Origin of the sequence: Enterobacter cloacae complex sp. 372C4, assembly GCF_050030615.1 — a bacterium.
GTDB classification, from domain to species: Bacteria; Pseudomonadota; Gammaproteobacteria; order Enterobacterales; family Enterobacteriaceae; genus Enterobacter; species Enterobacter intestinihominis.
Window position 1 is genome coordinate 2,409,846 of sequence record NZ_JBLGUQ010000001.1, and the last position, 23,109, is coordinate 2,432,954.

A 23,109-nucleotide genomic window follows, 5' to 3' on the forward strand; every position below is an offset into this window, starting at 1 on the left:
CCTGTGAATTTAATACCCTTCCTGCTGTTTGCATTTGTCGCCTCGATTACGCCGGGGCCAACCAATATTTTGGTACTGGCTAACAGTCAGCACTTTGGCGTAAAAAATACGATTCCTGCGATCCTGGGTGGGTGTATTGCCGCCAGCGCTATTGTTCTGGTTTCAGGCGCTGGGGCAGGAGAAGTGTTACGCCAGTATCCGCTGATACGTCAGGTGATGAGCTGGGCGGGTGTGCTGTGGCTTTCCTGGATGAGCTGGCAGCTGTTTAGCGCCCCGGCCGCGAATCTCTCCTCCAGGCGTCATGTCCGATTTACCGCGCGGGCAGCGGCGTTATTACAGGTTGTAAACCCAAAAACCTGGATGATGGCGCTGGCCGTCGTCAGCCTGTTTGCTCCGGCAAGCGACCATGCATTACGGGATATTTCGCTGATGGCGCTATGGTTTCTGGCGATCTCAGTGGTCTGTTTGTTGTGCTGGGCGTGGCTGGGGAAGGCGGTGAACCGGATTTTCCGCACCACCGTGGCGATGGTGCGATTTCAACGTGCAATGGCGCTGTGTTTGTTTATTTCCGCCTGGACGGGAATGCTGGCTTAGGTCAGTGCACCACCCATACGGCACTGCGCAAACCGCAAAATATCTTCCGCCAGACGGTGCGCCGTATCCACATCCGCCTGGCTACGGTTCACCAGCATGCGGCTCAGGCAACCTTCCAGCACCAGCTCCATCTGCTTCGCGACCATTGCCGGATCATCCACTTCAAGTGTGGTCAGCAGCTCGTGTGTGAACTCGTGCGCGGCTCGTTTTTGCTGATCTGCCAGCTGATGGATGGGATGTCCGGGATCCGGATAGTAGGTGCAGGCGGCGATAAACAGACAGCCTGGGTAACGGTTGTTGGTGACACACTCCGTCAGTGCGGTATAGCGTGCCAGCAGCTTTTGCTCGGTGGTCAGCTCTTCATTCAGCATCAGTTGCCTGCGCCAGATATCCACCTGCTGGCTGAGATAGCGCAGGGCATCATACAGCAGCGCCTCTTTATCCGGCCAGAAGCGCTTAAGTTCATCCAGAGGGTAATCGATACGGTCGGCTACCATCTCAAGCGTGGTGCTGGCGATCCCTTGAATCTCAAGTAATTGCAGGGCTTGTCCCAGTACGTCTTCGCGTTGCACGGTTATCTCCTCCGCTATTCCCAACGGTTTGTCCCGTCTAAAGTGTTGTTTACGGTTGGCGATTGCGCAAATGCGCGTTGAATGCCGTCGCGTCCATAAACCCGGTTACACGCTGCGTCAGCTGTTCTTCCCCCTGTTCATTGAAGAACAGGATGGTAGGCAGCCCGAGCACGTTAAGTTGCTTCAGCAGAGCCTTATCCTGCGCGCTGTTGGCGGTAACGTTCGCCTGGAGCAGAACGGTATCGCTCAGCGCATGTTGTACCTGCGGATCGCTGAAGGTGTATTTTTCAAACTCTTTGCAGGCCACGCACCAGTCGGCATAGAGATCGAGCATGACCGGTTTGCCTTTCGCCTGCACCAGGGCGCGGTTAAGGTCATCCACGTTTTTAATCTGTATAAAATTCAGATGAGCCTGCGTTTGACCTGTCGGGGTGCCAAACGCCCAGTCCTGTAACGGACGGACGCTCACCAGCGCGGCCGCCAGCAGAAGGATCTGTAGCAGGCGCATCCACGGTTTCTTCGCACCCAGACTCACGATAAATGCCCAGCTGAAGAAGGCCACGCCGAGCATAGCCCACAGACGCGTACCCCACACATCACCGATGATGCGTTCCAGCAGGAATACCGGTAGCGCCAGAATGACAAAACCAAACGCGGTTTTCACTGTCTCCATCCACGGGCCGCTCTTCGGCAGCAGACGATTGCCAAATACCGTCACAAGGATCAGCGGCAGACCCATGCCGAGCGCGTAAAGGTACAGCGTGCCGCCGCCGAGCCAAAGGTTGCCGCTCTGGGCAATGTATAACAGGATGGCGCTCAGCGGCGCGGTGGTGCAAGGGGAGCAAATCAGCCCGGCGATGGCACCCATGGCGAACACGCCGCCCGCAGAGCCCCCCTGCTGACGGTTGCTCATTAACGTCAGACGGGTTTGCAGGGAAGAGGGCAGTTGCAGAGTGAACAGGCCAAACATCGACAGCGCCAGCAGAATAAACACTGCTGACAGTCCGATAAGCACATAAGGATGCTGAAGGGCGGCCTGGAACTGCAACCCGGCAGCGGCGACCACGAGGCCGAGCGCCGTATAGGTTAACGCCATGCCCTGCACATAGATAAAGGCCAGCAACAGCGCGCGGGCGGTGGAAAGGCGTTGCTTACCACCCAGCACGATGCCAGAGATAAGCGGGTACATAGGCAGTACGCAGGGCGTAAAGGCGATGCCGATACCAATCAATAACGCCCAAAGCGCTGAGAACGGAAGGTCTGAAGCGGCTTCGCCTTCACCCCTCACACTGGCCATTTCCCCTGAGGGGAGAGGGGAGGCCGCCGCTTTCACTTCGCTAAGCGGAACGACCTTTGTTTCAGGGGGATAGCAGAAGCCCGCATCGGCGCAGCCCTGATACGTCACCGTCAGGGTAGCGCCTTTATCCGCCTGATTCACCGTGACGGGCACGCTTAAGCGCTGGCGATAAATTTCACTTTTACCGTAGAACTCGTCCTCGTGCCATTCGCCAGCGGGCATCTGCAATGCGCCGACGTCAGCCTTTGCCGGCGTGATGCTGACCTGCTTGCGATAGAGGTAATAACCCTCTTTCACCTGCCAGGTGAGACTGAGATCGTGCTGGTTTTGCTGAAAGTCGAAAACGAATGCCTGGTCGGCAGGAATAAAGTTCGAACGGCCGGGCGCGTCAAACAACCCGGCAAAAACTGACGTGCTGCACAGCAGCAGGATCAGCGTAAAGAAGCGTTGAGCCATGAGAGATAATCGTTATCGCCGTGGACCACTGGCAGCACCAGCAGCTCCGGGGTTTGGTAAGGATGATGAGACTTGAGGCAGTCGAGGAGCGCCTGCTGGTTGGTCAAATTGGTTTTGAGCAACATCTGGACTTCGTACTCTTGCTCCAGCTTGCCTTCCCAGTAATAAAGGGAGGTGGCGCCGGGAAGTAGCGTGACGCAGGCAGCCAGTTTTTCGGCCAGCACTTTGGCGGCGAGATCCTGGGCGGAAGCTTCATCAGGGGCGGTACACAGTACAACAACAGCATCAGGCGTGTTCACAAGTCGACCTCCTCATCACGAAAGTCTTCACTATATCACGCCATGTGATTGGTCATTAATGAAACGGGCCGCAGCGCGGCCCGTTTTTAACTATTTTTACAACGGCTAACCGTTTACAGCACAATGCCGCCGATGATAAAGCCGAGGACCACGCAGAGCGTAATCGCCACCACGCCCGGGATGAGGAACGCGTGGTTAAACACGTATTTACCGATACGGGTCGAGCCGGTGTCATCCATCTCAACCGCGGCCAGCAGGGTTGGGTAGGTTGGCAGCACGAACAGGGCGGAAACCGCCGCGAAAGAGGCAATCGCCGTCAGCGGCGTCACGCCCAGCATCAGTGCCGCAGGCATTAGCGCTTTGGTGGTCGCAGCCTGGGAGTACAGCAGCGTTGCGGCAAAGAACAGCACCACCGCCAGTAGCCACGGATAGTTGTGCAGCAGGTCGCCTGCAACTGTCTGGATATCGCTGATGTGCGCTTTCACGAAGGTGTCACCGAGCCACGCCACACCCAGCACGCACACGCAGGCGCTCATACCGGATTTGAAGGTGCTGGCGTTCAGCACTTCGCTGGTGTCGATTTTACAGGTGATACTGATCAGCGTCGCGATGGTCAGCATAAATACCACAATCGCTTCGTTACGCGGCAGAACCGGGTTCTGGATCAGACCTACCGTATCGCTGATGGCGGTCGCGTAGAACATCACGGCGACGATACCAATCAGGAACAGCAGCACGGAGCGTTTTGCATGCGGCTTCAGCTCAAAGACCTGGCTACCGCGCAGGCTCACTTCACCTTTTGCCAGGCGCTCCTGGTAAACCGGATCGTCTTTCAGTTCAGCGCCGAGGAAGTTACACAGCACGGCAGTGATCATTACCGCAATCAGCGTGACCGGAATACAGATCGCCAGCAGCGTCAGATAACTTACGCCCATCGGCTCGAGAATACCCGCGAAAAAGACCACCGCCGCGGAAATGGGCGAGGCGGTGATCGCAATCTGGGAGGCGACTACAGCAATAGAAAGAGGGCGAGACGGGCGAATACCCTGCTCTTTCGCCACTTCGGTGATGACCGGCAGCGTGGAGAAAGCGGTATGGCCAGTACCGGCGAGAATGGTCATAAACCAGGTCACCAGTGGGGCAAGGAAGGTGATGTATTTTGGATGACGACGCAGCATACGCTCCGCCAGGCTCACCAGGTAGTCCATACCGCCAGCGACCTGCATGGCCGCAATGGCAGCGATAACCGCCATGATAATTTCGATAACGTCAAAAGGGATTGCGCCGGGTTTAATCTGAAAGATCAGGGTAAGTACGAGCACGCCGAGACCGCCGGCAAAGCCGATGCCGATACCCCCGAGTCGTGCGCCCAAATAAATCGCCAACAGGACGATGACGAGTTCTGCTCCAAACATAAAGACCTGCCTTGCTTATTAACAAGTTGATATTGAATTGTTGTGTTTTGGTAACGGCCATAAAGAAAAAAGGCACGTCACAAGTGACGTGCCTTTCGGAAGCTTAGCCTGAACGGTTACTGTTCGCTTTCATCGGTATATCGTTTCGCTTTATATGCCGGGTGCATCAGGTTCTGGGCGGAGAAGATATCGTCCAGTTCGGCTTCGGTCAACAATCCTCGCTCGAGAACCACCTCACGCACGCTCTTACCGGTTTCGGCACAAATCTTCCCGACGATATCGCCGTTGTGGTGGCCGATGAACGGGTTGAGGTAGGTGACGATGCCGATGGAGTTATAGACGTAGCCTTCACACACTTCTTTATTCGCGGTGATGCCGTTAATGCATTTTTCCAGCAGGTTGTAGCAGGCGTTGGTCAGAATGTGGATAGATTCAAACATCGCCTGGCCAATCACCGGCTCCATTACGTTCAGCTGGAGTTGACCGGCTTCGGAGGCCATGGTGACGGTCGTATCGTTACCAATAACCTTGAAGCAAACCTGGTTCACCACTTCTGGCACCACCGGGTTCACTTTAGCTGGCATGATGGATGAACCCGCCTGCAACTCTGGCAGGTTGATTTCATTCAGGCCAGCGCGCGGACCGGAGGAGAGCAGGCGCAGGTCGTTACAGATTTTGGACAGTTTCACCGCCAGACGTTTCAATGCGCTGTGCACCATCACGTAGGCGCCGCAGTCTGAGGTGGCTTCAATCAGGTCTTCTGCAGGCACAACCGGCAGGTTGGACACTTCAGCCAGCTTCTGTACCGCCAGCTGCTGATAGCCATCCGGGGTGTTCAGGCGTGTACCGATGGCGGTAGCGCCCAGGTTCACTTCCAGCAGCAGTTCGGACGTGCGCAGCAGGTTTTTGGTCTCTTCGTTCAACAGCACGTTAAACGCGTGGAACTCCTGGCCGAGGGTCATTGGCACCGCGTCCTGCAGCTGGGTACGACCCATTTTCAGGATGTCCTGGAACTCAACGGCTTTACGCTGGAAGCCATCACCCAGCTGATTAATCGCGTCGACCAGTTTGACGACAGAGGCATACACCGCGATGCGGAAGCCGGTTGGGTAGGCGTCGTTGGTGGACTGACATTTGTTAACGTGGTCGTTCGGGTTCAGGTACTGGTATTCACCTTTCTGATGACCCATCAGCTCCAGGCCGATGTTTGCCAGCACTTCGTTGGTGTTCATGTTGACGGAGGTGCCTGCGCCGCCCTGATAGACGTCAACCGGGAACTGATCCATGCATTTGCCGTTGTTCAGCACTTCATCGCACGCGGCGATAATCGCATTTGCAGCGCTTTTAGGAATAGTTTGCAGCTCTTTGTTTGCCAGAGCCGCGGCTTTTTTTACCATCACCATGCCACGCACAAATTCAGGGATGTCGCTGATTTTGCTGTTGCTGATGTAGAAGTTTTCAATCGCTCTCAGAGTGTGAACACCATAGTAGGCATCCGCTGGAACTTCCCTGGTACCCAACAAATCTTCTTCGATACGAATGTTGTTTAACATGTGAACCTTCTTTTCAAGCTGCCGATGGATTGTACTAAACACACAGTAGATATGTGGTTTTGAATATTTTATGACCGACGATTATTCCCTCAATCGGCCAGATGTTCGAGATCATATGCTGATGATAGCGAATTGCCGTAAGCTGGATCACTTATTATCGACCCGATTTCATGATAATTATTAATCTGTGAAATATGTCACCGCTTTAATATTTCCAGAAAAAATATCCGTGCAAACCGATTGAATTTTGGCTAACCGTCACCATTTCTTATCTACGCGCTTCGCGAACACATTCAGTCAGGGGCCAGAAGGCACCTGCCACACAGGAGATGCCAGTGCGCTGGATACCATTTATTGCTTTCTTTCTTTATGTTTACATTGAGATTTCGATTTTCATCCAGGTTGCCCATGTGCTGGGCGTCCTGCTGACGCTGATTCTGGTGATCTTCACCTCCGTCATCGGCATGTCGCTGGTGCGCAATCAGGGTTTCAAAAATTTCCTGTTAATGCAGCAGAAGATGGCCGCAGGCGAAAGCCCGGCCGCCGAGATGATCAAAAGCGTGTCGCTGATTATTGCTGGCCTGCTGCTGATCCTGCCGGGCTTCTTTACAGACTTCCTCGGCCTGCTGTTGCTGTTGCCGCCGGTGCAGAAGCATCTGACCATGAAGCTGCTGCCGCATCTGCGTTTCAGCCGTATGCCAGGCGGTGGTTTCAGCACCGGCCCGGGGGATACCTTTGAAGGGGAATATCAGCGTAAGGATGAGCAGCGCGACCGGTTAGATCATAAAGACGATCGGTAAGTTTCTTGCCCGGTGGCGCTCGCTCACCGGGCCTGCGGATTTTGCCGCTTCGGTAAAAATACCCACAGCCCCGCCAGCATGACGATGGCGTACACACTCTTCCATCCCACCATCGCCAGCAGCAGCAGGCACAGGACACACCCGACAGCCGCCAGCGCCTTAAAGCGTCCTTTCAGTAGCCGACAGCCCGCTAGCATGCACAACAGATAGATCATGATGAAAATACCGTTGGCGTAGATAATCAGCGCGTCAAGGTTGATGTCGAGGAGATAAATGGCCAGGGAACTCACCACGCAGCAGCCCAGTACGGTATTCAGCGCATTCACCGGAAGCTGACGCTTTGACAGGCGTGAGAGGGGGCTATCCGGTTTATAAAGTGCCTGAGACCACACCAGCCGGGCGAAGCTCTGAATATAGATGTTGAGGCTGGCAAAGCAGGCGAGATAGCCAATCACGCAGGCTACCCACAGGGCTTTAACGCCAAACAGCTGCACCACGATGCCCGGCAGCGACGCGGCGGCGGCTTTCTCTTCACCGAACGCGTTGAAGTGCAGCACCAGTACGGTACAGGCCCAGTACACGGTGCCCGCCAGCAGCAGGCCAATCATCAGGGCGCGGGGAAAATCACGCTCGGGCTGTTTAAACTCGGATGCCAGATGAGCGAACGCCTCCAGACCGACGAAACACCAGAACATGACGGATAGTGCAGCGAAAAGCTGTGTGTGGTCGATGTCATTAATCGCGGGGAAAGGAATATCCGCCACCGTAATGTCGCCTGCAAACCAGATGGCGATGATCAGCGCGACGATTAACACGGCGACCAGCGTTTGCAGGTTGGCGCTGGAACTGGCCCCGCGTGAGCCAACCCACCAGATAATCGCCAGCGTACCGAGTTCAGCCAGCAGCAGCTGTTCATCGTGCCAGCCAAACAGCGCCTGTCCGAAGCCGGTTGCGATATGCAGGGCTGCCGGAAGGCCAACGGGTATTACCGACAAAAATAGCCAGCCGGTGACGCGCTCCATTCGCGGCCCAAACGCCATGCCGACAAAATGCGCTACGCCGCCTGCGCTCGGGAAGTGCCGCCCGAGTATGGCAAAGACAATCGCCACCGGAAACACCAGCACGATCAGCACCGGCCATGCCCAAAGACTGTTATTGCCGGCAACCAACGCCGCCAGCGCGGGAACCGCAAAAACGCCCGTGCCTAACAAAGACGTTGAGAGTAAGCCAATGCCCTGCGCCAGCCCCAACTCCTGCCTGAGTCCACTCATTTACCTCGTCCCGCCACCATCAAAAGAGAGTGGATGGTAACACTTTCGCAAATTTTTTTTCGATTACCCCTTGAAGGGGTAAAAAGCTATCCCCATCTCTCAGGGCACTAGCCGGAAAACCGCATGCGGACCGGCGTCATCCATAACTGATAATGACTTTCTCAAAGGAGAGCTATCAATGAGTATTCGTCCGTTACATGATCGTGTGATCGTCAAACGTAAAGAAGTTGAAACCAAGTCTGCTGGCGGCATCGTTCTGACCGGTTCAGCAGCAGCAAAATCAACGCGTGGCGAAATCATCGCTGTCGGTAAGGGCCGCATCCTGGAAAACGGAACTGTGCAGCCACTGGACGTTAAAGTTGGTGACATCGTCATTTTCAACGATGGCTACGGCGTGAAATCCGAGAAGATCGACAATGAAGAAGTGTTGATCATGTCCGAGAGCGACATTCTGGCAATTGTTGAAGCGTAATTAACGCACGAAACTGTACGAATTTGAGGAAATAAGAACATGGCAGCTAAAGACGTAAAATTCGGTAACGACGCTCGTGTAAAAATGCTCCGCGGCGTAAACGTACTGGCAGACGCAGTGAAAGTCACTCTGGGCCCGAAAGGCCGTAACGTCGTGCTGGACAAATCCTTCGGCGCGCCAACCATCACCAAAGATGGTGTTTCTGTTGCACGTGAAATCGAGCTGGAAGACAAGTTCGAAAACATGGGCGCACAGATGGTGAAAGAAGTTGCCTCTAAAGCGAACGACGCTGCTGGTGACGGTACCACCACCGCGACCGTACTGGCGCAGGCGATCATCACCGAAGGCCTGAAAGCCGTTGCTGCGGGCATGAACCCAATGGATCTGAAACGTGGTATCGACAAAGCTGTCGCCTCTGCTGTTGAAGAGCTGAAAGCGCTGTCCGTACCGTGCTCTGACTCTAAAGCCATTGCTCAGGTTGGTACTATCTCCGCTAACTCCGACGAAACCGTAGGTAAACTGATCGCTGAAGCGATGGATAAAGTCGGTAAAGAAGGCGTGATCACCGTTGAAGACGGTACTGGTCTGGAAGACGAACTGGATGTGGTTGAAGGTATGCAGTTCGACCGCGGTTACCTGTCCCCATACTTCATCAACAAGCCAGAAACTGGCGCTGTTGAGCTGGAAAGCCCGTTCATCCTGCTGGCTGACAAGAAAATCTCCAACATCCGCGAAATGCTGCCAGTGCTGGAAGCCGTTGCGAAAGCAGGCAAGCCGCTGGTAATCATTGCTGAAGACGTTGAAGGCGAAGCGCTGGCGACTCTGGTGGTTAACACCATGCGTGGCATCGTGAAAGTGGCAGCGGTTAAAGCACCTGGCTTCGGCGATCGTCGTAAGGCGATGCTGCAGGATATCGCTACCCTGACCGGCGGTACCGTGATCTCCGAAGAGATTGGTATGGAGCTGGAAAAAGCGACCCTGGAAGACCTGGGCCAGGCGAAACGCGTTGTGATCAACAAAGACACTACCACCATCATCGACGGTGTGGGTGAAGAAGCCGCTATTCAGGGCCGTGTTGGTCAGATCCGTAAGCAGATCGAAGAAGCAACTTCCGATTACGACCGTGAAAAACTGCAGGAGCGCGTAGCGAAACTGGCAGGCGGCGTTGCGGTAATCAAAGTTGGTGCTGCGACCGAAGTTGAAATGAAAGAGAAGAAAGCACGCGTTGACGATGCCCTGCATGCGACCCGTGCTGCGGTAGAAGAAGGCGTAGTTGCTGGTGGTGGTGTCGCGCTGGTGCGTGTAGCCGCTAAACTGGCTGGCCTGACCGCTCAGAACGAAGACCAGAACGTAGGTATCAAAGTTGCGCTTCGCGCAATGGAAGCCCCTCTGCGTCAGATCGTGTCCAACGCCGGTGAAGAGCCATCAGTAGTTGCGAACAACGTGAAAGCGGGCGAAGGTAACTACGGTTACAACGCAGCAACTGAAGAATACGGCAACATGATCGACTTCGGTATCCTGGACCCAACTAAAGTTACCCGTTCTGCTCTGCAGTACGCGGCATCTGTAGCTGGCCTGATGATCACGACCGAATGCATGGTAACCGACATGCCTAAAGGCGACGCGCCTGACTTAGGTGCTGCTGGTGGTATGGGCGGCATGGGTGGCATGGGCGGCATGATGTAATCATGTTGTTCTGAACCTCTCAGAATGAACCCCGGGCAGCGATGCCCGGGGTTTTTTATTGCCCGTCGAGCCGTTACTCGAACAAGATGTGCATGGCGGAAGAGATGCGGTTCCAGCACTGAAAAATCCATTTTTATCTCCTCAGAAGAGTAGCTGCATCACCCACATCGAGAGCAGGGCGTTGATGACGCAGACAGCGATGATGTGCGGGTAATATTTCGGGTTCACGCCCGCGGTGCCGAGGCAGCGGCCCGTGTTTTGCACCGGATTGCCCATCAGGTAGATGGCGGGCAGCAGGATGGTGGCATCATGGCCGCTGAGCGTGCCGGCGACGACCAGGCTGGCGCAAACCCCCACGCCGCCGCCCATGCTCATCACCGAGGCCAGAAGTACCGTTGCCGCCGCACCCGGAAGCCCCCACAGGGCCATGATGGGCTCGCATACCCTGCCGACAATATCCAGCAGGCCGGTCACCTTAAGCGCCTGAATGATGACAAACGCCATGACCACGTTCGGCAGCAGGCTGGTGGTGGCGATGGTAAAGCCGCGGCGGGCGCCATCGATAAACAAGTCCATGATATTTTTACGCGTCTGGGCGATCATTTTTCCTCCTGAACGCGACGAACTTCCATGTGGGCGATCCACAGTCGCAGGAAGTTCGCGCCAACGAATTTGAACACCAGAATGACGGCAAGCGGCGCGATCACCGGGACGGTAATAAAGGTAAAAAGTGCGGCACCGGAAGAAAAATAGTTGGTAATAATGGCGCTACCGCTGGTCTGGAAGGTGGCGAAAATGGCGCGTTCATGGTCAGTAATCGCCCCTTCGTCGGTCAACTCTTTGGTCATCCCTGCGGCTGCATCGGTATTTTGCAGGTTGGCGATAAGCGCCAGAGAGCAGATGCCCGGCACCCCGAGCAGCGGGCGCAGAATGGGCGTCATGAGCTGTTGTGCGGCGCGCAGCCCGCCCAGCCCCTCGGTAACGGCAATGATCCCGAGCGATAAAATGACCGAGGGCGCCAGTTCAAGGGCAAACAAAAAACCGTCTTTCGCTCCTGTGCCACCCTCGCCGCGAAACGTTAGGGCGCCGTTCACCGGTCCAAAGCTGCCGTTCAGGACGGTAAAATCCAGCACGCGCCACCATTCAGTACTTTTGGCGAAAAAACCTGAGAAAAATACGATGGTGAGCACGAACGCCAGATAGCCCACCCAGGTTACTTTTTCCTCTCCTGAGGATGATGCACTCATGAAACCCCCTTTTTTTAGTCCCGTACAAAAGTTGTACGTCGCATCACTAAAAACGATCGGGGGCTAAAACACGATATCCCAAAGGTTATTATCAGAATTCATTTAAGATGTCGGAGGAGTGCCAGCGGAATCTGGCTCGCAGAAATGCTCAGCATTTTTCTTTTGGTCATCTTTTTAGTATAAGGTTTACACGCGGACAACTACTGTCCAGCTTATTGAAAACGAGGAATAACATGCGCATAAAAGTCTGTGCAGGGATTGTAGGTGCAGCATTGCTGCTGGCGGGTTGTAGCACCAGCAATGAGCTGACGGCAGCGGGCCAGAGCGTTCGCTTTGTGGAAGATAAGCCGGGCAGCGAATGCCAGCTGTTAGGCACCGCCTCTGGCGAGCAAAGCAACTGGATGTCAGGGCAGCACGGCGAGGAGGGCGGCTCTATGCGCGGTGCGGCCAATGCCCTGCGTAATCAGGCTGCGGCAATGGGCGGCAACGTGATTTACGGGGTGAGCAGCCCGACGCAGGGTATGCTGTCCAGCTTTGTGCCAACCGCCAGCCAGATGAACGGCCAGGTCTATAAGTGCCCGAACTGATATAACATTTTGATGGCGCTGCCGCTTTACCTGTAGGCAGGTAAGCGTAGCGCCACCTGCTTTTTTTACTGCTGCCGCAGCTGCAAATCCAGCGGCGTCTTACTCGGCTCTCCGCCAATCTCACGTGCCAGCTTCGGCACCATATAACCTGAAACCAGCGTTAACAGCTCGCGCATAATCTTCCGGGCCTCTTCATCCGTCACCATGAAGTGCGCCGCGCCCTGGACGCGATCCAGAACATGCAGGTAATAGGGCATTACGCCCGCATCAAATAAGGCATTGCTGAGATCGGCCAACACGTGGGCGCTGTCGTTCACGCCGCGCAGTAATACGCTCTGGTTGAGCAGCGTCACGCCTGCCATTCGCATACGCGTCATCGCCGCACGAAAGTCCGCGTCAATTTCATTTGCATGGTTGATATGGTTTACCAGCAGCACCTGTAAACGGGACTGCTCCAGGCGCGTGACCAGGGCGTCGGTGATACGCGCCGGGATGACGATCGGTAAACGGCTGTGAATGCGCAGACGCTTAATGTGCGGGATGGTCTCAAGTTGAGTCAGCAGCCAGTCCAGCTCATGATCTTTTGCCATCAGCGGGTCGCCGCCGGAAAAGATGATTTCATCCAGTTCCGGATGCGCTGCGATGTAGTCCAGCGCCACCTGCCAGTTGCGCTTATTGCCCTGGTTTTCGGCGTACGGGAAGTGGCGACGGAAGCAATAGCGGCAATTTACCGCGCACCCGCCCTTAACCAGCAGCAGGGCACGATTGCGGTATTTATGCAGTAAACCCGGTACAACACTGTTCTGCTCTTCCAGCGGATCGGTGCTGTATCCGGGGGCGGTAATAAACTCATCCTGAGAGGTCAGCGTTTGTTTTAATAATGGATCATCAGGGTTACCCTTTTCCATTCGGGCAACAAACGCGCGGGGAACGCGCAGGGCGAAAAGGCGCTTCGCCTCACGGCCTGCACGCAACGCTTCGTGCTGTTCGAGGTCTAAAAGACGCAGCAATTCATCAGGACTGGTGATTACATCGGCAAGTTGCGATAACCAATCTTCTCTGGACGGGGTGTTTAGGGTTACAATATGCGCCATTTTGTGGCTTAGCTACCAGTTAACAAATTTAGAGGGCCTTATGGCAACGTACTATAGCAACGATTTTCGTGCTGGTCTTAAAATCATGATGGACGGCGAACCGTACGCGGTTGAAGCCAGCGAATTCGTTAAACCAGGTAAAGGCCAGGCATTTGCGCGCGTTAAGCTGCGCCGCCTGCTGACCGGTACCCGTGTTGAGAAAACCTTCAAATCTACTGACTCCGCTGAAGGCGCTGATGTTGTCGATATGAACCTGACTTACCTGTACAACGACGGTGAGTTCTGGCACTTCATGAACAACGAAACCTTCGAGCAGCTGTCTGCGGACGCGAAAGCGATTGGCGACAACGCCAAGTGGCTGCTGGATCAGGCTGAGTGCATCGTGACCCTGTGGAACGGTCAGCCTATCGCGGTTACGCCGCCGAACTTCGTTGAGCTGGAAATCGTTGAAACCGATCCAGGTCTGAAAGGTGATACCGCAGGTACTGGCGGCAAGCCTGCCACCCTGTCTACCGGCGCTGTGGTGAAAGTGCCACTGTTCGTACAGATCGGTGAAGTGATCAAAGTGGATACCCGCTCCGGCGAATACGTATCCCGCGTGAAGTAATTTACGTCATGATTAAAGGCGCAGCGCCCGCTGCGCCTGATTTTGCAGGCAGGGAAGATGAAACGTACCGTTAAAATTCTGCTTCTGTTAGCGCTCTCCAGCGCAATTCTCTCCGGCTGCAACACCGCGCGTGGCGTGGGTGAAGATATCCAGGATCTCGGCCATATCATTTCCCATGCGGCCAGCTAATTCCGTCTAATTTTCCTAAAAATTCTTCCTTTTCCGTCAAACGGCAAGATTTTGTCTATTCTTAAGTTGCTATACACAAAATAACTTTGGCTATAAAAGGAAGATATTATGGTTAAGAAAACAATTGCAGCGATCTTTTCTGTTCTGGTGCTTTCTTCGGTACTGACTGCATGTAACACCACCCGTGGCGTAGGGGAAGATATCTCCGACGGTGGTAGCGCGATTTCTGGCGCAGCAACTAAAGCTCAGAACTAATGTAAGCGACGGTACGGCAAGTTATTACACCGTACCGTCAATTCTCCACTTCCTGTAGCGATAAAAACGGCGAGTAGCGCGTATCCATATGCAGCTTCATGCGGATATTGCGTTTGTACGTATATACCGTTTTTCCGTTAATGCGAAGATTGCTGGCAATTTTCTGGTTGCTCGCACCATCCATCCACAAGGTCAGAACTCTTTCTTCCTGACGCGTCAGCAACGGTGCCGCCATTTTCGGTAGCTCCGCGCTCGCGCATGACGTTAGCGCATCGTTTATCACCGCCGCCAGTGCTTCCAGATCGGTATTTTTGGAGAGCGAAGACCATATCGGGAACTGCGCCAGATAATCAGTCATCTCCTGCTCCTGCCCTGATTGAAGCATAATAAAAGGCAGTGTTTCGCTGGCAATTAGCAGGGAGGAAAGCTGCTGAAAATGGTGTAAATCCTGCCGGAAGCCAGATAAATCAGCGATGACCAGCGCAGGTTTCCATTGCAGGATATGCTCTCTGGCGAGGAAAAGATTATTTACCCCGGTTACGACGAAATGACCCGAAAACAGGTCTGAATGATTGACCCAGGCTTCAAATCCCGCGCGGGTGAAGTGACAACGGTCAATCAAAAGAATTTTGAACATAAAATTTTCGCAGTCGGCTAGTGGTTTGGCTTCCTGCCATCAGAAAGCCTATCATCATAGAGAAGTCGGATGAGTCATAAATGCCTGAACTACGTGCCTTACTGAGGCTATTTCTTGCTTTAAGGTGTTCAGCAGAAAAAGTTTGAAAAAAAATTCCACGCTAACCAAAATATAAGGCGCAACTTCTGCCTTGCGGGACGACCCGTAAGCGCTTCACTCATCGGGGACGGCCCCAACTTGTCTTTAAGTTAAGGAGCCTGAAATGTCCTGGATCGTTCTTGTTATTGCTGGTTTGCTCGAAGTGGTATGGGCAATTGGTCTGAAATACACACACGGTTTTACCCGCCTGACGCCCAGCGTCATCACTATCGCCGCAATGATTGTCAGTATCGTCATGCTGTCATGGGCGATGCGAACCTTACCGGTCGGCACAGCTTACGCTGTCTGGACGGGAATTGGCGCGGTAGGGGCTGCCATTACCGGCATTCTGCTGCTGGGGGAGTCTGCGAGTCTGGCGCGCATCGCCAGCCTCGCGTTGATTGTCGCGGGTATCGTCGGGTTAAAACTCAGTACGCACTAATGCGGCTGTTTTACCCAGATTAACTTCGTCACATCAAACCCTTGCCGGGTCGCTATGTCCAGCATCTGCTGTTTCATTTCCGCCGAGATCGTTGGCGTGCGGGAGAGGAGCCACAGATAGTTGCGATCCGGCCCACAGACCAGCGCGTGGCGGTACTCTCTGTCCAGCGCAATGACGTTATACCCGCCGTAGTATGGGCCGATGAAAGAGGCTTTCATGGCCGCGCGGTTAGATGCGCCGGTGAAATAGGCCTGACCAACTGACTGCTGCCACATCTGGCGATCCGGGTTATAGCCGCGGTTAATGACCCGGATCCCGCCGTTATCCATCGCGCTGTAGCTGATCGTGACTTTTTCTAAGCCCCGTTCGAACTGATGGTCCAGTCGGGCGATTTCATACCAGGTGCCGAGGAAGCGCTGTGCGTCGAAATTACTGACTACCGTGACGCCAGGCGGAGGAGTAGGAGAACTGCAAGCAACCACTAAAAACGCGGCTGTTACTGCGGCAATAACAGGCAGAATGCGCATAGGAGTTTCCTTACTGTTTTTTGTTAAGTGTAGATGACAGCAGGGAAAATGCGGGAGATTGTGCAGGGTGTTTTGCCGGGTGGCGGCTTCGCCTTACCCGGCCTACAAAGTTCATGCGTTGTGTAGACCGGGTAAGCGCAGCGCCACCCGCAATGTTTTACTGTAGCGCGTCGAGGATATGGTATGCCGCCTCAACGCGTGCCGGGTTCGGATAGCTTTTATTCGCGAGCATCACAATACCGATCTGCTTTTCAGGAATAAAGGCCACGTAGCTGCCAAACCCGCCAGTAGAGCCCGTTTTATGGACCCAGGACGCTTTGACCGGGGGAGCCGGTGGATTCACTTCTGCCACGGGCAGCGGTGCCAGCGCCACCTTACTGTCGCTGCCCTCGATCACCGTGTTGGCCTCCACGGGCCAGTTGAGCATCTCCCAGCCCAGACCCTGATACATTGACCCGATACGCCAGTAGCGCGACTGCGCCAGCGAGATGCCCTGCTTAAGTGAGGCATCAGCAACGTTCTCCGGCGCCATGTTTGCCATGACCCAGTTCGCCATATCCTGCACGTTGGTTTTCACGCCATAGGCTTGTGCATCCAGCATTCCCGGCGAAACGCGCACCGCTTTACCGTCACGATAGCCCCAGGCGTAATGCGCCTCTTCCGCTTTCGGAACGTTAATCCAGGTATGGTCCAACTTGAGCGGCTTAAGGACCCGCGTCGTCATGGCCTGCTCATAGCCCATGCCGGAAGGTTTGACCGCCAGCGCGCCAAAAAGACCGATACTGGCGTTGGCGTAAAGACGCGTTGTGCCAGGCTTCCACTGCGGCTGCCAGTTTTGATAAAAGCGCAGCAGGGCGGCATTATCCGTGACCTCATCCGGTACCTGTAGCGGCAGGCCGCCAGCGGTGTAGGTTGCGAGATCCAGCATACGAATCCCCTGCCACTGCTTGCCCGTTAGCTGTGGCCAGTATCTGGTCACCGGATCGTCCAGCGAAATTTCACCGCGAGCAATGGCATCCCCTCCTAAAACCCCGGTGAAGGTTTTACTTATAGAACCCAGCTCGAACAGAGTCTGAGGCGTAACGGGTTTGCTGGCCGCGATATCGGCTTTGCCAAACGTGTAATAGTGCGGTTTACCCTGATAAATAACGGCCACCGCCATGCCTGGAATCGACTGGGCTTTCATCAGCGGGGTAACCGTATTCGCGACCACCTCCGCCAGCTGTTTTTCTGACACTGGCGCGGCGAGAGCAGAGCAAGAGATGCCGAGCAGCAGGGCGCAGCAAAGAGATTTTTTCATCATCAGTAATCTTCCGTAATAGCGAGTCAAGGGGATGTCCGGGCCCGTCAGACAGGCGTAGTCTGTTGGATTTGACTGTGCCTGACAAACGGTTAAATTTAGCATTAGCTGTTAATTTTTCTAACGGAAGAGACCATGACGCGAAGCTATCTCCCCCTCAATTCGCTTCGAGCCTTTGAAGCCGCCGCGAGACATCTCAGCTTTACGCATGCGGCCATTGAGCTGAACGTGACCCATTCAGCCATTAGCCAGCATGTGAAAACGCTGGAGCAGCACCTGAACTGTCAGCTGTTCGTTCGCGTGTCGCGCGGGCTGATGTTGACTACCGAGGGAGAAAACTTACTGCCGGTACTGAATGATTCGTTCGATCGTATAGCCGGAATGCTGGATCGCTTCGCTAACCATCGTGCGCAGGAGAAGCTGAAAATCGGCGTGGTGGGTACGTTTGCCATCGGGGTTTTATTCTCACAGCTGGACGATTTTCGCCGTGGCTATCCGCACATCGATCTTCAGCTTTCCACCCATAACAACCGCGTTGATCCGGCTGCCGAAGGGCTTGACTATACGATCCGCTACGGTGGCGGGGCGTGGCATGGCACCGAGGCTGAATTTCTTTGTCATGCGCCGCTCGCGCCGCTGTGTACGCCCGATATCGCCGCCAGTCTGCACAGTCCGGCCGACATCCTCAGGTTTACGCTGCTGCGCTCCTACCGACGCGACGAGTGGACCGCGTGGATGCAGGCGGCCGGCGAACATCCCCCTTCGCCAACGCACCGTGTGATGGTATTTGATTCGTCCGTGACCATGCTGGAGGCCGCTCAGGCAGGGGTAGGTATTGCCATTGCGCCTGTCGATATGTTTACCCATCTGTTAGCCAGCGAGCGCATTGTGCAGCCCTTTGCAACGCAGATTGAACTCGGCAGTTACTGGCTGACCCGATTGCAGTCCCGGGCAGAAACGCCTGCCATGCGCGAATTTTCCCGGTGGCTGGTGGAGAAGATGAAAAAGTAAAAAGCCCGCCGGATGGCGGGCCTGTTCAGTCAGATGGTGACCACGGCAATCAACGTGACGACCGTCAGAATGGTTGCCAGACCGTAGAAGACCCATTTACCGCTTGGCACATGGATTTTCAGATCGTGCATCGCATGGTGGATACGGTGCAGACCACACCACAGCGGCAGGACGATCATCAGGAAGATGAACACCCGGCCAATAAAGCTGCTCGCAAAGGCCAGTACGCGCTCATAGCTCAGCGCATCGCCCGGAAACAGCCCCAGCGGCAGCATAATACCGACCAGCAGGATAATGACCGGGGCAATAATGGCGCTCCACATGCCGCCTGCGCCAAACAGCCCCCAGAAGACCGGCTCATCTGAACGTTTTGGATTTGGATTGATCACAGTAGTCTCCTTACCAGAACAGTGCGACAAACAGAATGACCACAGAGACAACTGCCGTCACTGCCCAGAGCCCTTTAATAACCGGCTCTGGCCCCATTTTTTCGCCTTTTACAATGATGTTCGCTGCTTTTGGCGCCAGTTCAAACCAGGTTTTGGTATGCAGTAGCGCGGCTGCGAGCACAATCAGATTCAGAACCACGATGATTGGGTTTTGCAGGAAACCCACAAAACTGGCCCAGGCTTCCGGGCCGTGCTTGAGGGCATACACCCCGTACATCAGTTCGAGGCTGAACCAGACCGCGGGAACAGCCGTGCCTTCACGCAGCATATAGAAGCGATAAAACGGCAGTTTTTTCCACCAGGTGGACGGCATTGGTCGCACGTAGGCTTTGCGTTTAGTCGTCATCATGCACTCCTTAGCGTGGTTTCAGGGTAGCGATAAGAAAGTCTTTCGAACTTTCCACTTTTCCCTGCTGAATAGCGGCGGCCGGGTCGACATGCTTCGGACAGACTTCGGAGCAGTAACCGACAAACGTGCAGGTCCAGACCCCGTTCTGGCCGTTAAGCTGTGCCATACGTTCTTTTTTGCCGTGGTCGCGGCTGTCCTCGTTATAGCGGTGCGCCAGAGTAATGGCGGCCGGGCCGATAAACTCAGGGTTCAGGCCAAACTGTGGACAGGCGGCGTAGCACAGGCCGCAGTTGATGCAGCCGGAAAACTGATGGTATTTCGCCATCTGCGCGGGCGTTTGGGTGTTTGGCCCCTGATCCGGCGTGCGCGGGTTGCCGATGATGTACGGCTTAATCGCTTCGAGGCTTTCGATAAAGTGGGTCATGTCGACCACCAGATCGCGCTCAATCGGGAAGTTGCCCAGCGCTTCAACCTTGATGCCTTTGGTGTAATCACGCAGGAAAGTTTTACACGCCAGCTTCGGCACTTTGTTGACCATCATGCCGCAGGAGCCGCAGATTGCCATGCGGCAGGACCAGCGGTAGCTCAGGTCCGGGGCCAGGTTATCTTTGATATAGCCGAGCGCATCCAGCAGGGAGGTTTGCTCGTCGTAAGGGACTTCATAGAAAGCGCTGTGCGGCGCGGCGTCCACTTCCGGGTTGTAGCGCACCACTTCAACTTTCAGTTTTTGCATCTCAGCCATTCGCCTTCTCCTTCTTATCGGCGGCTTCTGCTTCTGCACCGTACACGCGTTTCGCCGGTGGCAGCGTAGTGATTTTCACGTCGCTGTAGTCCAGACGGGTGGTACCATCCGCATCGCGCCAGGCGAGAGTATGTTTAAGGAAATTGACGTCGTCACGTTCGGTGCAGCCCTCATCCAGGCGCTGGTGTGCGCCGCGGGACTCTTTACGCGCCAGGGCGGAATGGGCCATACACTCTGCGACGTTCAGGCCGTGGCCCAGTTCAATGGTATAGAGCAGGTCGGTATTGAAGACGCTGGAGGTGTCGGTGATGCGCACGCGCTTGAAGCGTTCCTGGAGTTCCGCCAGCTTGTCGACGGTTTTCTGCATCAGCTCTGGCGTACGGTAGATCCCGCAGCCTTCTTCCATCGACAGCCCCATTTCGTCGCGGATCTTCGACCAGTTTTCGTTACCTTCCTGGTTCACCAGGCCTTTCAGGCGTTTTTCGATGTCTGCAACCTGCGCATCCAGCGCCGCGCTGTTAGCTTCACCTGCCGTTGCGGCACGCTCCATCGCGCGTTCGCCCGCCATGCGACCAAAGACCACCAGCTCAGCCAGCGAGTTCGAGCCCAGACGGTTTGCGCCGTGCAGACCGACGGAGGAACACTCACCCACCGCAAACAGCCCTTTGATGCGGGTTTCGCACTGCTGGTCGGTTTCGATACCGCCCATGGTGTAGTGCGCGGTTGGACGCACCGGGATCGGCTCTTTCACCGGGTCGACGCCCACATAGGCTTTCGCCAGCTCGCAGATAAACGGCAGACGCTCCAGCAGTTTCTTCTCGCCGAGATGACGCAGGTCGAGATGTACCACGTCGCCGCGCGGCGTTGAGATGGTGTTGCCTTTGCGCCATTCGTGCCAGAAAGCCTGAGAGACTTTGTCGCGTGGGCCGAGTTCCATGTATTTGTTTTTCGGCTCGCCAAGCGGGGTTTCCGGACCCATGCCGTAATCCTGCAAATAGCGATAGCCGTTTTTGTTGACCAGAATACCGCCTTCGCCGCGGCAGCCTTCCGTCATCAGAATACCGGAGCCCGGCAGGCCGGTTGGGTGATACTGGACGAACTCCATATCACGCAGCGGGACGCCGTGGCTGTGCGCCATGCCCATACCGTCACCGGTGACGATGCCGCCGTTGGTGTTGTAGCGGTATACGCGGCCCGCACCGCCCGTTGCCATCACCACCGCCTTAGCGCGGATCTGGACGAGCGTGCCTTCCATCATGTTCATTGCTACCAGTCCGTGCGCATGACCGTCGTCGACCAGAATGTCGAGAACGAAATGTTCGTCAAAGCGCTGGATTTGTGGGAACTGGAGGGAGGTCTGGAACAGGGTGTGCAGCATGTGGAAGCCGGTCTTATCGGCGGCAAACCAGGTGCGTTCGATCTTCATGCCACCGAAGCGGCGGACGTTGACGCTCCCGTCCGGACGGCGGCTCCAAGGACATCCCCACTGTTCCAGCTGGGTCATTTCCGTTGGGCAATGGTGTACGAAGTAATCAACGACATCCTGTTCGCAAAGCCAGTCGCCCCCTGCAACCGTGTCGTGGAAATGGTATTCGAAGCTGTCATGATCCTGCGCGACGGCGGCGGATCCTCCTTCTGCGGCTACCGTGTGGCTGCGCATCGGATAGACTTTTGAAATCAATGCGATTTTGGCGTTCGGATTGGCTTGTGCCGCAGCAATTGCAGCGCGTAATCCAGCCCCGCCAGCGCCTATTACGGCAAGATCGGCTTGAAAAGTTTGCACGACATTCCTCCAGATTTTGGTTTTCCCGCAACGTGATGAGCTAAAGGACGTTCACCTGCCCAAACGGACGATTGCGGAAGCGATTCCACTGCTCCTTTATGGGTAAAACAGTATAACCGCGTAGAAGTGAGGGAAATTTGACGTGTTCGATTTTTTTGCTGTTCTGTGCGGTGATTTATCATCGTGATTAATGAATGGCGTCACAGTATTTCTCTGTGCAATGAAAAGGGGCTTTTACTGTGCAAAATTTGTCTCTGCCCCGGCTTGCGAGTAGACTTCGTGCCCTTGTCTGAAAACGGAGAAATAACTCATGAGCGAAACGGCCACCTGGCAGCCGAGCGCATCCATTCCAAACCTGCTAAAGCGCGCAGCAATTATGGCGGAGATCCGCCGCTTCTTTGCGGATCGCGGCGTCCTGGAGGTGGAAACGCCGTGCATGAGTCAGGCGACGGTCACGGATATTCATCTGGTCCCGTTTGAAACCCGTTTTGTTGGCCCAGGCCACTCTCAGGGCATGAATCTGTATCTGATGACCAGCCCGGAATACCATATGAAGCGTCTGCTGGCGGCCGGGTGTGGTCCGGTCTATCAGCTGTGCCGTAGCTTCCGTAATGAAGAGATGGGCCGACACCATAATCCGGAATTCACTATGCTGGAGTGGTACCGCCCGCACTACGACATGTATCGTCTGATGAACGAAGTCGACGATCTGCTCCAACAGGTGCTGGATTGCGCGGAAGCTGAAACGCTCTCCTATCAGCAGGCCTTCCAGCGTCATCTGGAAATTGATCCGCTGTCGGCTGATAAAACACAGCTGCGTGAAGTGGCGGCAAAACTGGATCTGAGCAACGTGGCGGATAACGAAGAGGATCGCGACACGCTGCTGCAACTGCTGTTCACCTTTGGTGTTGAACCGCAGATTGGCAAAGATCGTCCGACGTTTGTCTATCACTTCCCGGCCAGCCAGGCTTCACTGGCGCAGATCAGCACCGAAGATCACCGCGTGGCGGAGCGCTTTGAGGTGTACTTTAAAGGCATCGAGCTGGCGAACGGTTTCCATGAGCTGACCGACGCGCGCGAACAGCAACAGCGTTTCGAGCAGGATAACCGCAAGCGCAACGCGCGCGGTCTGCCGCAGCAGCCGATTGACACCAACCTGCTGGAAGCGCTTAAAGCCGGTCTGCCGGACTGCTCCGGCGTGGCGCTGGGTGTGGATCGCCTGGTCATGCTGGCGCTGGGCGCAGAACAACTGGGCGATGTGATTGCCTTTACGGTCGATCGCGCATAAAGAATTGCCGGGTGGGGCTGTCGCTTACCCGGTCTACTCGGTCATTTAA

Annotated in this window: 27 protein-coding genes; 11 read left to right on the forward strand and 16 right to left on the reverse strand. The window is 55.2% G+C overall.

All coding sequences use genetic code 11. The annotated features are described in order from the left end of the window. The first annotated feature begins 3 nt into the window (after positions 1 to 3). Positions 4 to 594 carry a LysE family translocator gene (locus tag ACQG11_RS11580; RefSeq protein ID WP_023299118.1) on the forward strand — a complete coding sequence of 197 codons (591 nt, stop codon included), beginning with the start codon at positions 4 to 6 and terminating at the stop codon, positions 592 to 594. Here the strand turns inward: ACQG11_RS11580 and ACQG11_RS11585 are convergent. The 5 genes from ACQG11_RS11585 to aspA form a co-directional block, all read right to left on the reverse strand. Next, a complete protein-coding gene (locus tag ACQG11_RS11585; protein ID WP_017383972.1) occupies positions 591 to 1,166 on the reverse strand; it encodes a transcriptional regulator in 576 nt (191 codons plus the stop codon). The two genes, ACQG11_RS11580 and ACQG11_RS11585, sit on opposite strands and share 4 nt — an antisense overlap. Positions 1,167 to 1,215: 49 nt before the next feature. Beyond that, positions 1,216 to 2,919, reverse strand: coding sequence for a protein-disulfide reductase DsbD (locus ACQG11_RS11590; protein WP_022646798.1), 1,704 nt, complete (start codon positions 2,917 to 2,919; stop codon positions 1,216 to 1,218). After that, a complete protein-coding gene (gene cutA / locus ACQG11_RS11595) occupies positions 2,895 to 3,218 on the reverse strand; it encodes a divalent cation tolerance protein CutA (protein ID WP_003855908.1) in 324 nt (107 codons plus the stop codon). Before cutA ends, ACQG11_RS11590 begins: the two co-directional genes overlap by 25 nt. A gap of 113 nt (positions 3,219 to 3,331) precedes the next feature. Further along, positions 3,332 to 4,633, reverse strand: a complete 1,302-nt coding sequence (locus tag ACQG11_RS11600) for an anaerobic C4-dicarboxylate transporter (RefSeq protein WP_008502949.1) — start codon at positions 4,631 to 4,633, stop codon at positions 3,332 to 3,334. A 116-nt stretch (positions 4,634 to 4,749) separates the two neighbouring features. Beyond that, the gene (gene aspA, locus ACQG11_RS11605) at positions 4,750 to 6,186 is read right to left on the reverse strand and encodes an aspartate ammonia-lyase (RefSeq protein WP_003855923.1); all 1,437 of its coding nucleotides are present in this window, start codon (positions 6,184 to 6,186) and stop codon (positions 4,750 to 4,752) included. A gap of 335 nt (positions 6,187 to 6,521) precedes the next feature. Here aspA and ACQG11_RS11610 point away from each other — a divergent pair, with 335 nt between their 5' ends. Then, complete coding sequence (locus ACQG11_RS11610; protein ID WP_003855925.1) at positions 6,522 to 6,986, forward strand: FxsA family protein; 465 nt, start codon at positions 6,522 to 6,524, stop codon at positions 6,984 to 6,986. Positions 6,987 to 7,009: 23 nt separating this feature from the next. Here ACQG11_RS11610 and yjeH read toward each other — a convergent pair whose 3' ends face one another. Continuing rightward, complete coding sequence (gene yjeH / locus ACQG11_RS11615; RefSeq protein ID WP_063853118.1) at positions 7,010 to 8,257, reverse strand: L-methionine/branched-chain amino acid transporter; 1,248 nt, start codon at positions 8,255 to 8,257, stop codon at positions 7,010 to 7,012. A 178-nt stretch (positions 8,258 to 8,435) separates the two neighbouring features. On the opposite strand from yjeH, the gene ACQG11_RS11620 reads away from it, so the two are divergent. Both ACQG11_RS11620 and groL read left to right on the forward strand, forming a co-directional pair. Then, positions 8,436 to 8,729: a co-chaperone GroES gene (locus ACQG11_RS11620; protein WP_003855929.1), complete on the forward strand. Its 294-nt coding sequence runs from the start codon at positions 8,436 to 8,438 to the stop codon at positions 8,727 to 8,729. 39 nt (positions 8,730 to 8,768) lie between these two features. Further along, positions 8,769 to 10,415, forward strand: coding sequence for a chaperonin GroEL (groL, locus tag ACQG11_RS11625; RefSeq protein ID WP_006810416.1), 1,647 nt, complete (start codon positions 8,769 to 8,771; stop codon positions 10,413 to 10,415). A gap of 141 nt (positions 10,416 to 10,556) precedes the next feature. Here groL and ACQG11_RS11630 read toward each other — a convergent pair whose 3' ends face one another. Together ACQG11_RS11630 and ACQG11_RS11635 are read right to left on the reverse strand one after the other, a co-directional pair. Further along, positions 10,557 to 11,018, reverse strand: coding sequence for a YjiG family protein (locus ACQG11_RS11630; RefSeq protein ID WP_022646800.1), 462 nt, complete (start codon positions 11,016 to 11,018; stop codon positions 10,557 to 10,559). Further along, positions 11,015 to 11,662 (reverse strand): nucleoside recognition domain-containing protein, encoded by a 648-nt coding sequence (locus tag ACQG11_RS11635; RefSeq protein ID WP_038415111.1) that lies wholly within the window; start codon positions 11,660 to 11,662, stop codon positions 11,015 to 11,017. The genes ACQG11_RS11630 and ACQG11_RS11635 overlap by 4 nt, the downstream gene beginning before the upstream one ends. A 233-nt stretch (positions 11,663 to 11,895) precedes the next feature. Here ACQG11_RS11635 and ACQG11_RS11640 point away from each other — a divergent pair, with 233 nt between their 5' ends. After that, positions 11,896 to 12,249 carry a DUF4156 domain-containing protein gene (locus tag ACQG11_RS11640; protein WP_022646802.1) on the forward strand — a complete coding sequence of 118 codons (354 nt, stop codon included), beginning with the start codon at positions 11,896 to 11,898 and terminating at the stop codon, positions 12,247 to 12,249. A 65-nt stretch (positions 12,250 to 12,314) separates the two neighbouring features. Here ACQG11_RS11640 and epmB read toward each other — a convergent pair whose 3' ends face one another. Continuing rightward, a complete protein-coding gene (epmB, locus tag ACQG11_RS11645) occupies positions 12,315 to 13,343 on the reverse strand; it encodes an EF-P beta-lysylation protein EpmB (RefSeq protein ID WP_022646803.1) in 1,029 nt (342 codons plus the stop codon). Between the two features lie 40 nt (positions 13,344 to 13,383). Between epmB and efp the strand changes: the two genes are divergently transcribed. From efp to ecnB, 3 genes are all read left to right on the forward strand, one after another. Beyond that, a complete protein-coding gene (gene efp, locus ACQG11_RS11650) occupies positions 13,384 to 13,950 on the forward strand; it encodes an elongation factor P (protein ID WP_003855940.1) in 567 nt (188 codons plus the stop codon). A gap of 57 nt (positions 13,951 to 14,007) precedes the next feature. Continuing rightward, complete coding sequence (locus ACQG11_RS11655) at positions 14,008 to 14,139, forward strand: entericidin A/B family lipoprotein (RefSeq protein ID WP_006810410.1); 132 nt, start codon at positions 14,008 to 14,010, stop codon at positions 14,137 to 14,139. 108 nt (positions 14,140 to 14,247) lie between these two features. Then, positions 14,248 to 14,394: a lipoprotein toxin entericidin B gene (gene ecnB / locus ACQG11_RS11660; protein ID WP_006178941.1), complete on the forward strand. Its 147-nt coding sequence runs from the start codon at positions 14,248 to 14,250 to the stop codon at positions 14,392 to 14,394. 37 nt (positions 14,395 to 14,431) lie between these two features. Here the strand turns inward: ecnB and ACQG11_RS11665 are convergent, their stop codons facing one another. Continuing rightward, entirely contained in the window at positions 14,432 to 15,031 is a 600-nt protein-coding gene (locus tag ACQG11_RS11665) for a helix-turn-helix transcriptional regulator (protein ID WP_023299123.1), read from the reverse strand. A gap of 262 nt (positions 15,032 to 15,293) precedes the next feature. Between ACQG11_RS11665 and sugE the strand changes: the two genes are divergently transcribed. After that, complete coding sequence (sugE, locus tag ACQG11_RS11670; RefSeq protein WP_022646805.1) at positions 15,294 to 15,611, forward strand: quaternary ammonium compound efflux SMR transporter SugE; 318 nt, start codon at positions 15,294 to 15,296, stop codon at positions 15,609 to 15,611. Here sugE and ACQG11_RS11675 read toward each other — a convergent pair. Both ACQG11_RS11675 and blaACT read right to left on the reverse strand, forming a co-directional pair. Next, positions 15,608 to 16,138 carry a lipocalin family protein gene (locus ACQG11_RS11675; protein ID WP_023299124.1) on the reverse strand — a complete coding sequence of 177 codons (531 nt, stop codon included), beginning with the start codon at positions 16,136 to 16,138 and terminating at the stop codon, positions 15,608 to 15,610. The two genes, sugE and ACQG11_RS11675, sit on opposite strands and share 4 nt — an antisense overlap. A 157-nt stretch (positions 16,139 to 16,295) precedes the next feature. After that, entirely contained in the window at positions 16,296 to 17,441 is a 1,146-nt protein-coding gene (gene blaACT / locus ACQG11_RS11680; RefSeq protein ID WP_023299125.1) for an ACT family cephalosporin-hydrolyzing class C beta-lactamase, read from the reverse strand. 132 nt (positions 17,442 to 17,573) lie between these two features. Between blaACT and ampR the strand changes: the two genes are divergently transcribed. Continuing rightward, positions 17,574 to 18,449 (forward strand): LysR family transcriptional regulator AmpR, encoded by an 876-nt coding sequence (gene ampR / locus ACQG11_RS11685; RefSeq protein ID WP_038415122.1) that lies wholly within the window; start codon positions 17,574 to 17,576, stop codon positions 18,447 to 18,449. A gap of 29 nt (positions 18,450 to 18,478) precedes the next feature. Here ampR and frdD read toward each other — a convergent pair whose 3' ends face one another. The 4 genes from frdD to frdA are packed head-to-tail and all read right to left on the reverse strand — an operon-like array spanning position 18,479 to position 21,772. Next, positions 18,479 to 18,838 (reverse strand): fumarate reductase subunit FrdD, encoded by a 360-nt coding sequence (gene frdD, locus ACQG11_RS11690; RefSeq protein WP_000609653.1) that lies wholly within the window; start codon positions 18,836 to 18,838, stop codon positions 18,479 to 18,481. 10 nt (positions 18,839 to 18,848) lie between these two features. Next, a complete protein-coding gene (gene frdC, locus ACQG11_RS11695; RefSeq protein ID WP_003855953.1) occupies positions 18,849 to 19,244 on the reverse strand; it encodes a fumarate reductase subunit FrdC in 396 nt (131 codons plus the stop codon). Between the two features lie 10 nt (positions 19,245 to 19,254). Next, positions 19,255 to 19,989 carry a succinate dehydrogenase/fumarate reductase iron-sulfur subunit gene (locus ACQG11_RS11700; RefSeq protein ID WP_022646809.1) on the reverse strand — a complete coding sequence of 245 codons (735 nt, stop codon included), beginning with the start codon at positions 19,987 to 19,989 and terminating at the stop codon, positions 19,255 to 19,257. Beyond that, on the reverse strand, positions 19,982 to 21,772 hold the full coding sequence (frdA, locus tag ACQG11_RS11705; protein ID WP_426728376.1) for a fumarate reductase (quinol) flavoprotein subunit: 1,791 nt from the start codon (positions 21,770 to 21,772) through the stop codon (positions 19,982 to 19,984). The genes ACQG11_RS11700 and frdA overlap by 8 nt, the downstream gene beginning before the upstream one ends. Positions 21,773 to 22,082: 310 nt before the next feature. On the opposite strand from frdA, the gene epmA reads away from it, so the two are divergent. Further along, on the forward strand, positions 22,083 to 23,060 hold the full coding sequence (gene epmA / locus ACQG11_RS11710; protein ID WP_003855960.1) for an elongation factor P--(R)-beta-lysine ligase: 978 nt from the start codon (positions 22,083 to 22,085) through the stop codon (positions 23,058 to 23,060). Positions 23,061 to 23,109: the final 49 nt, after the last annotated feature.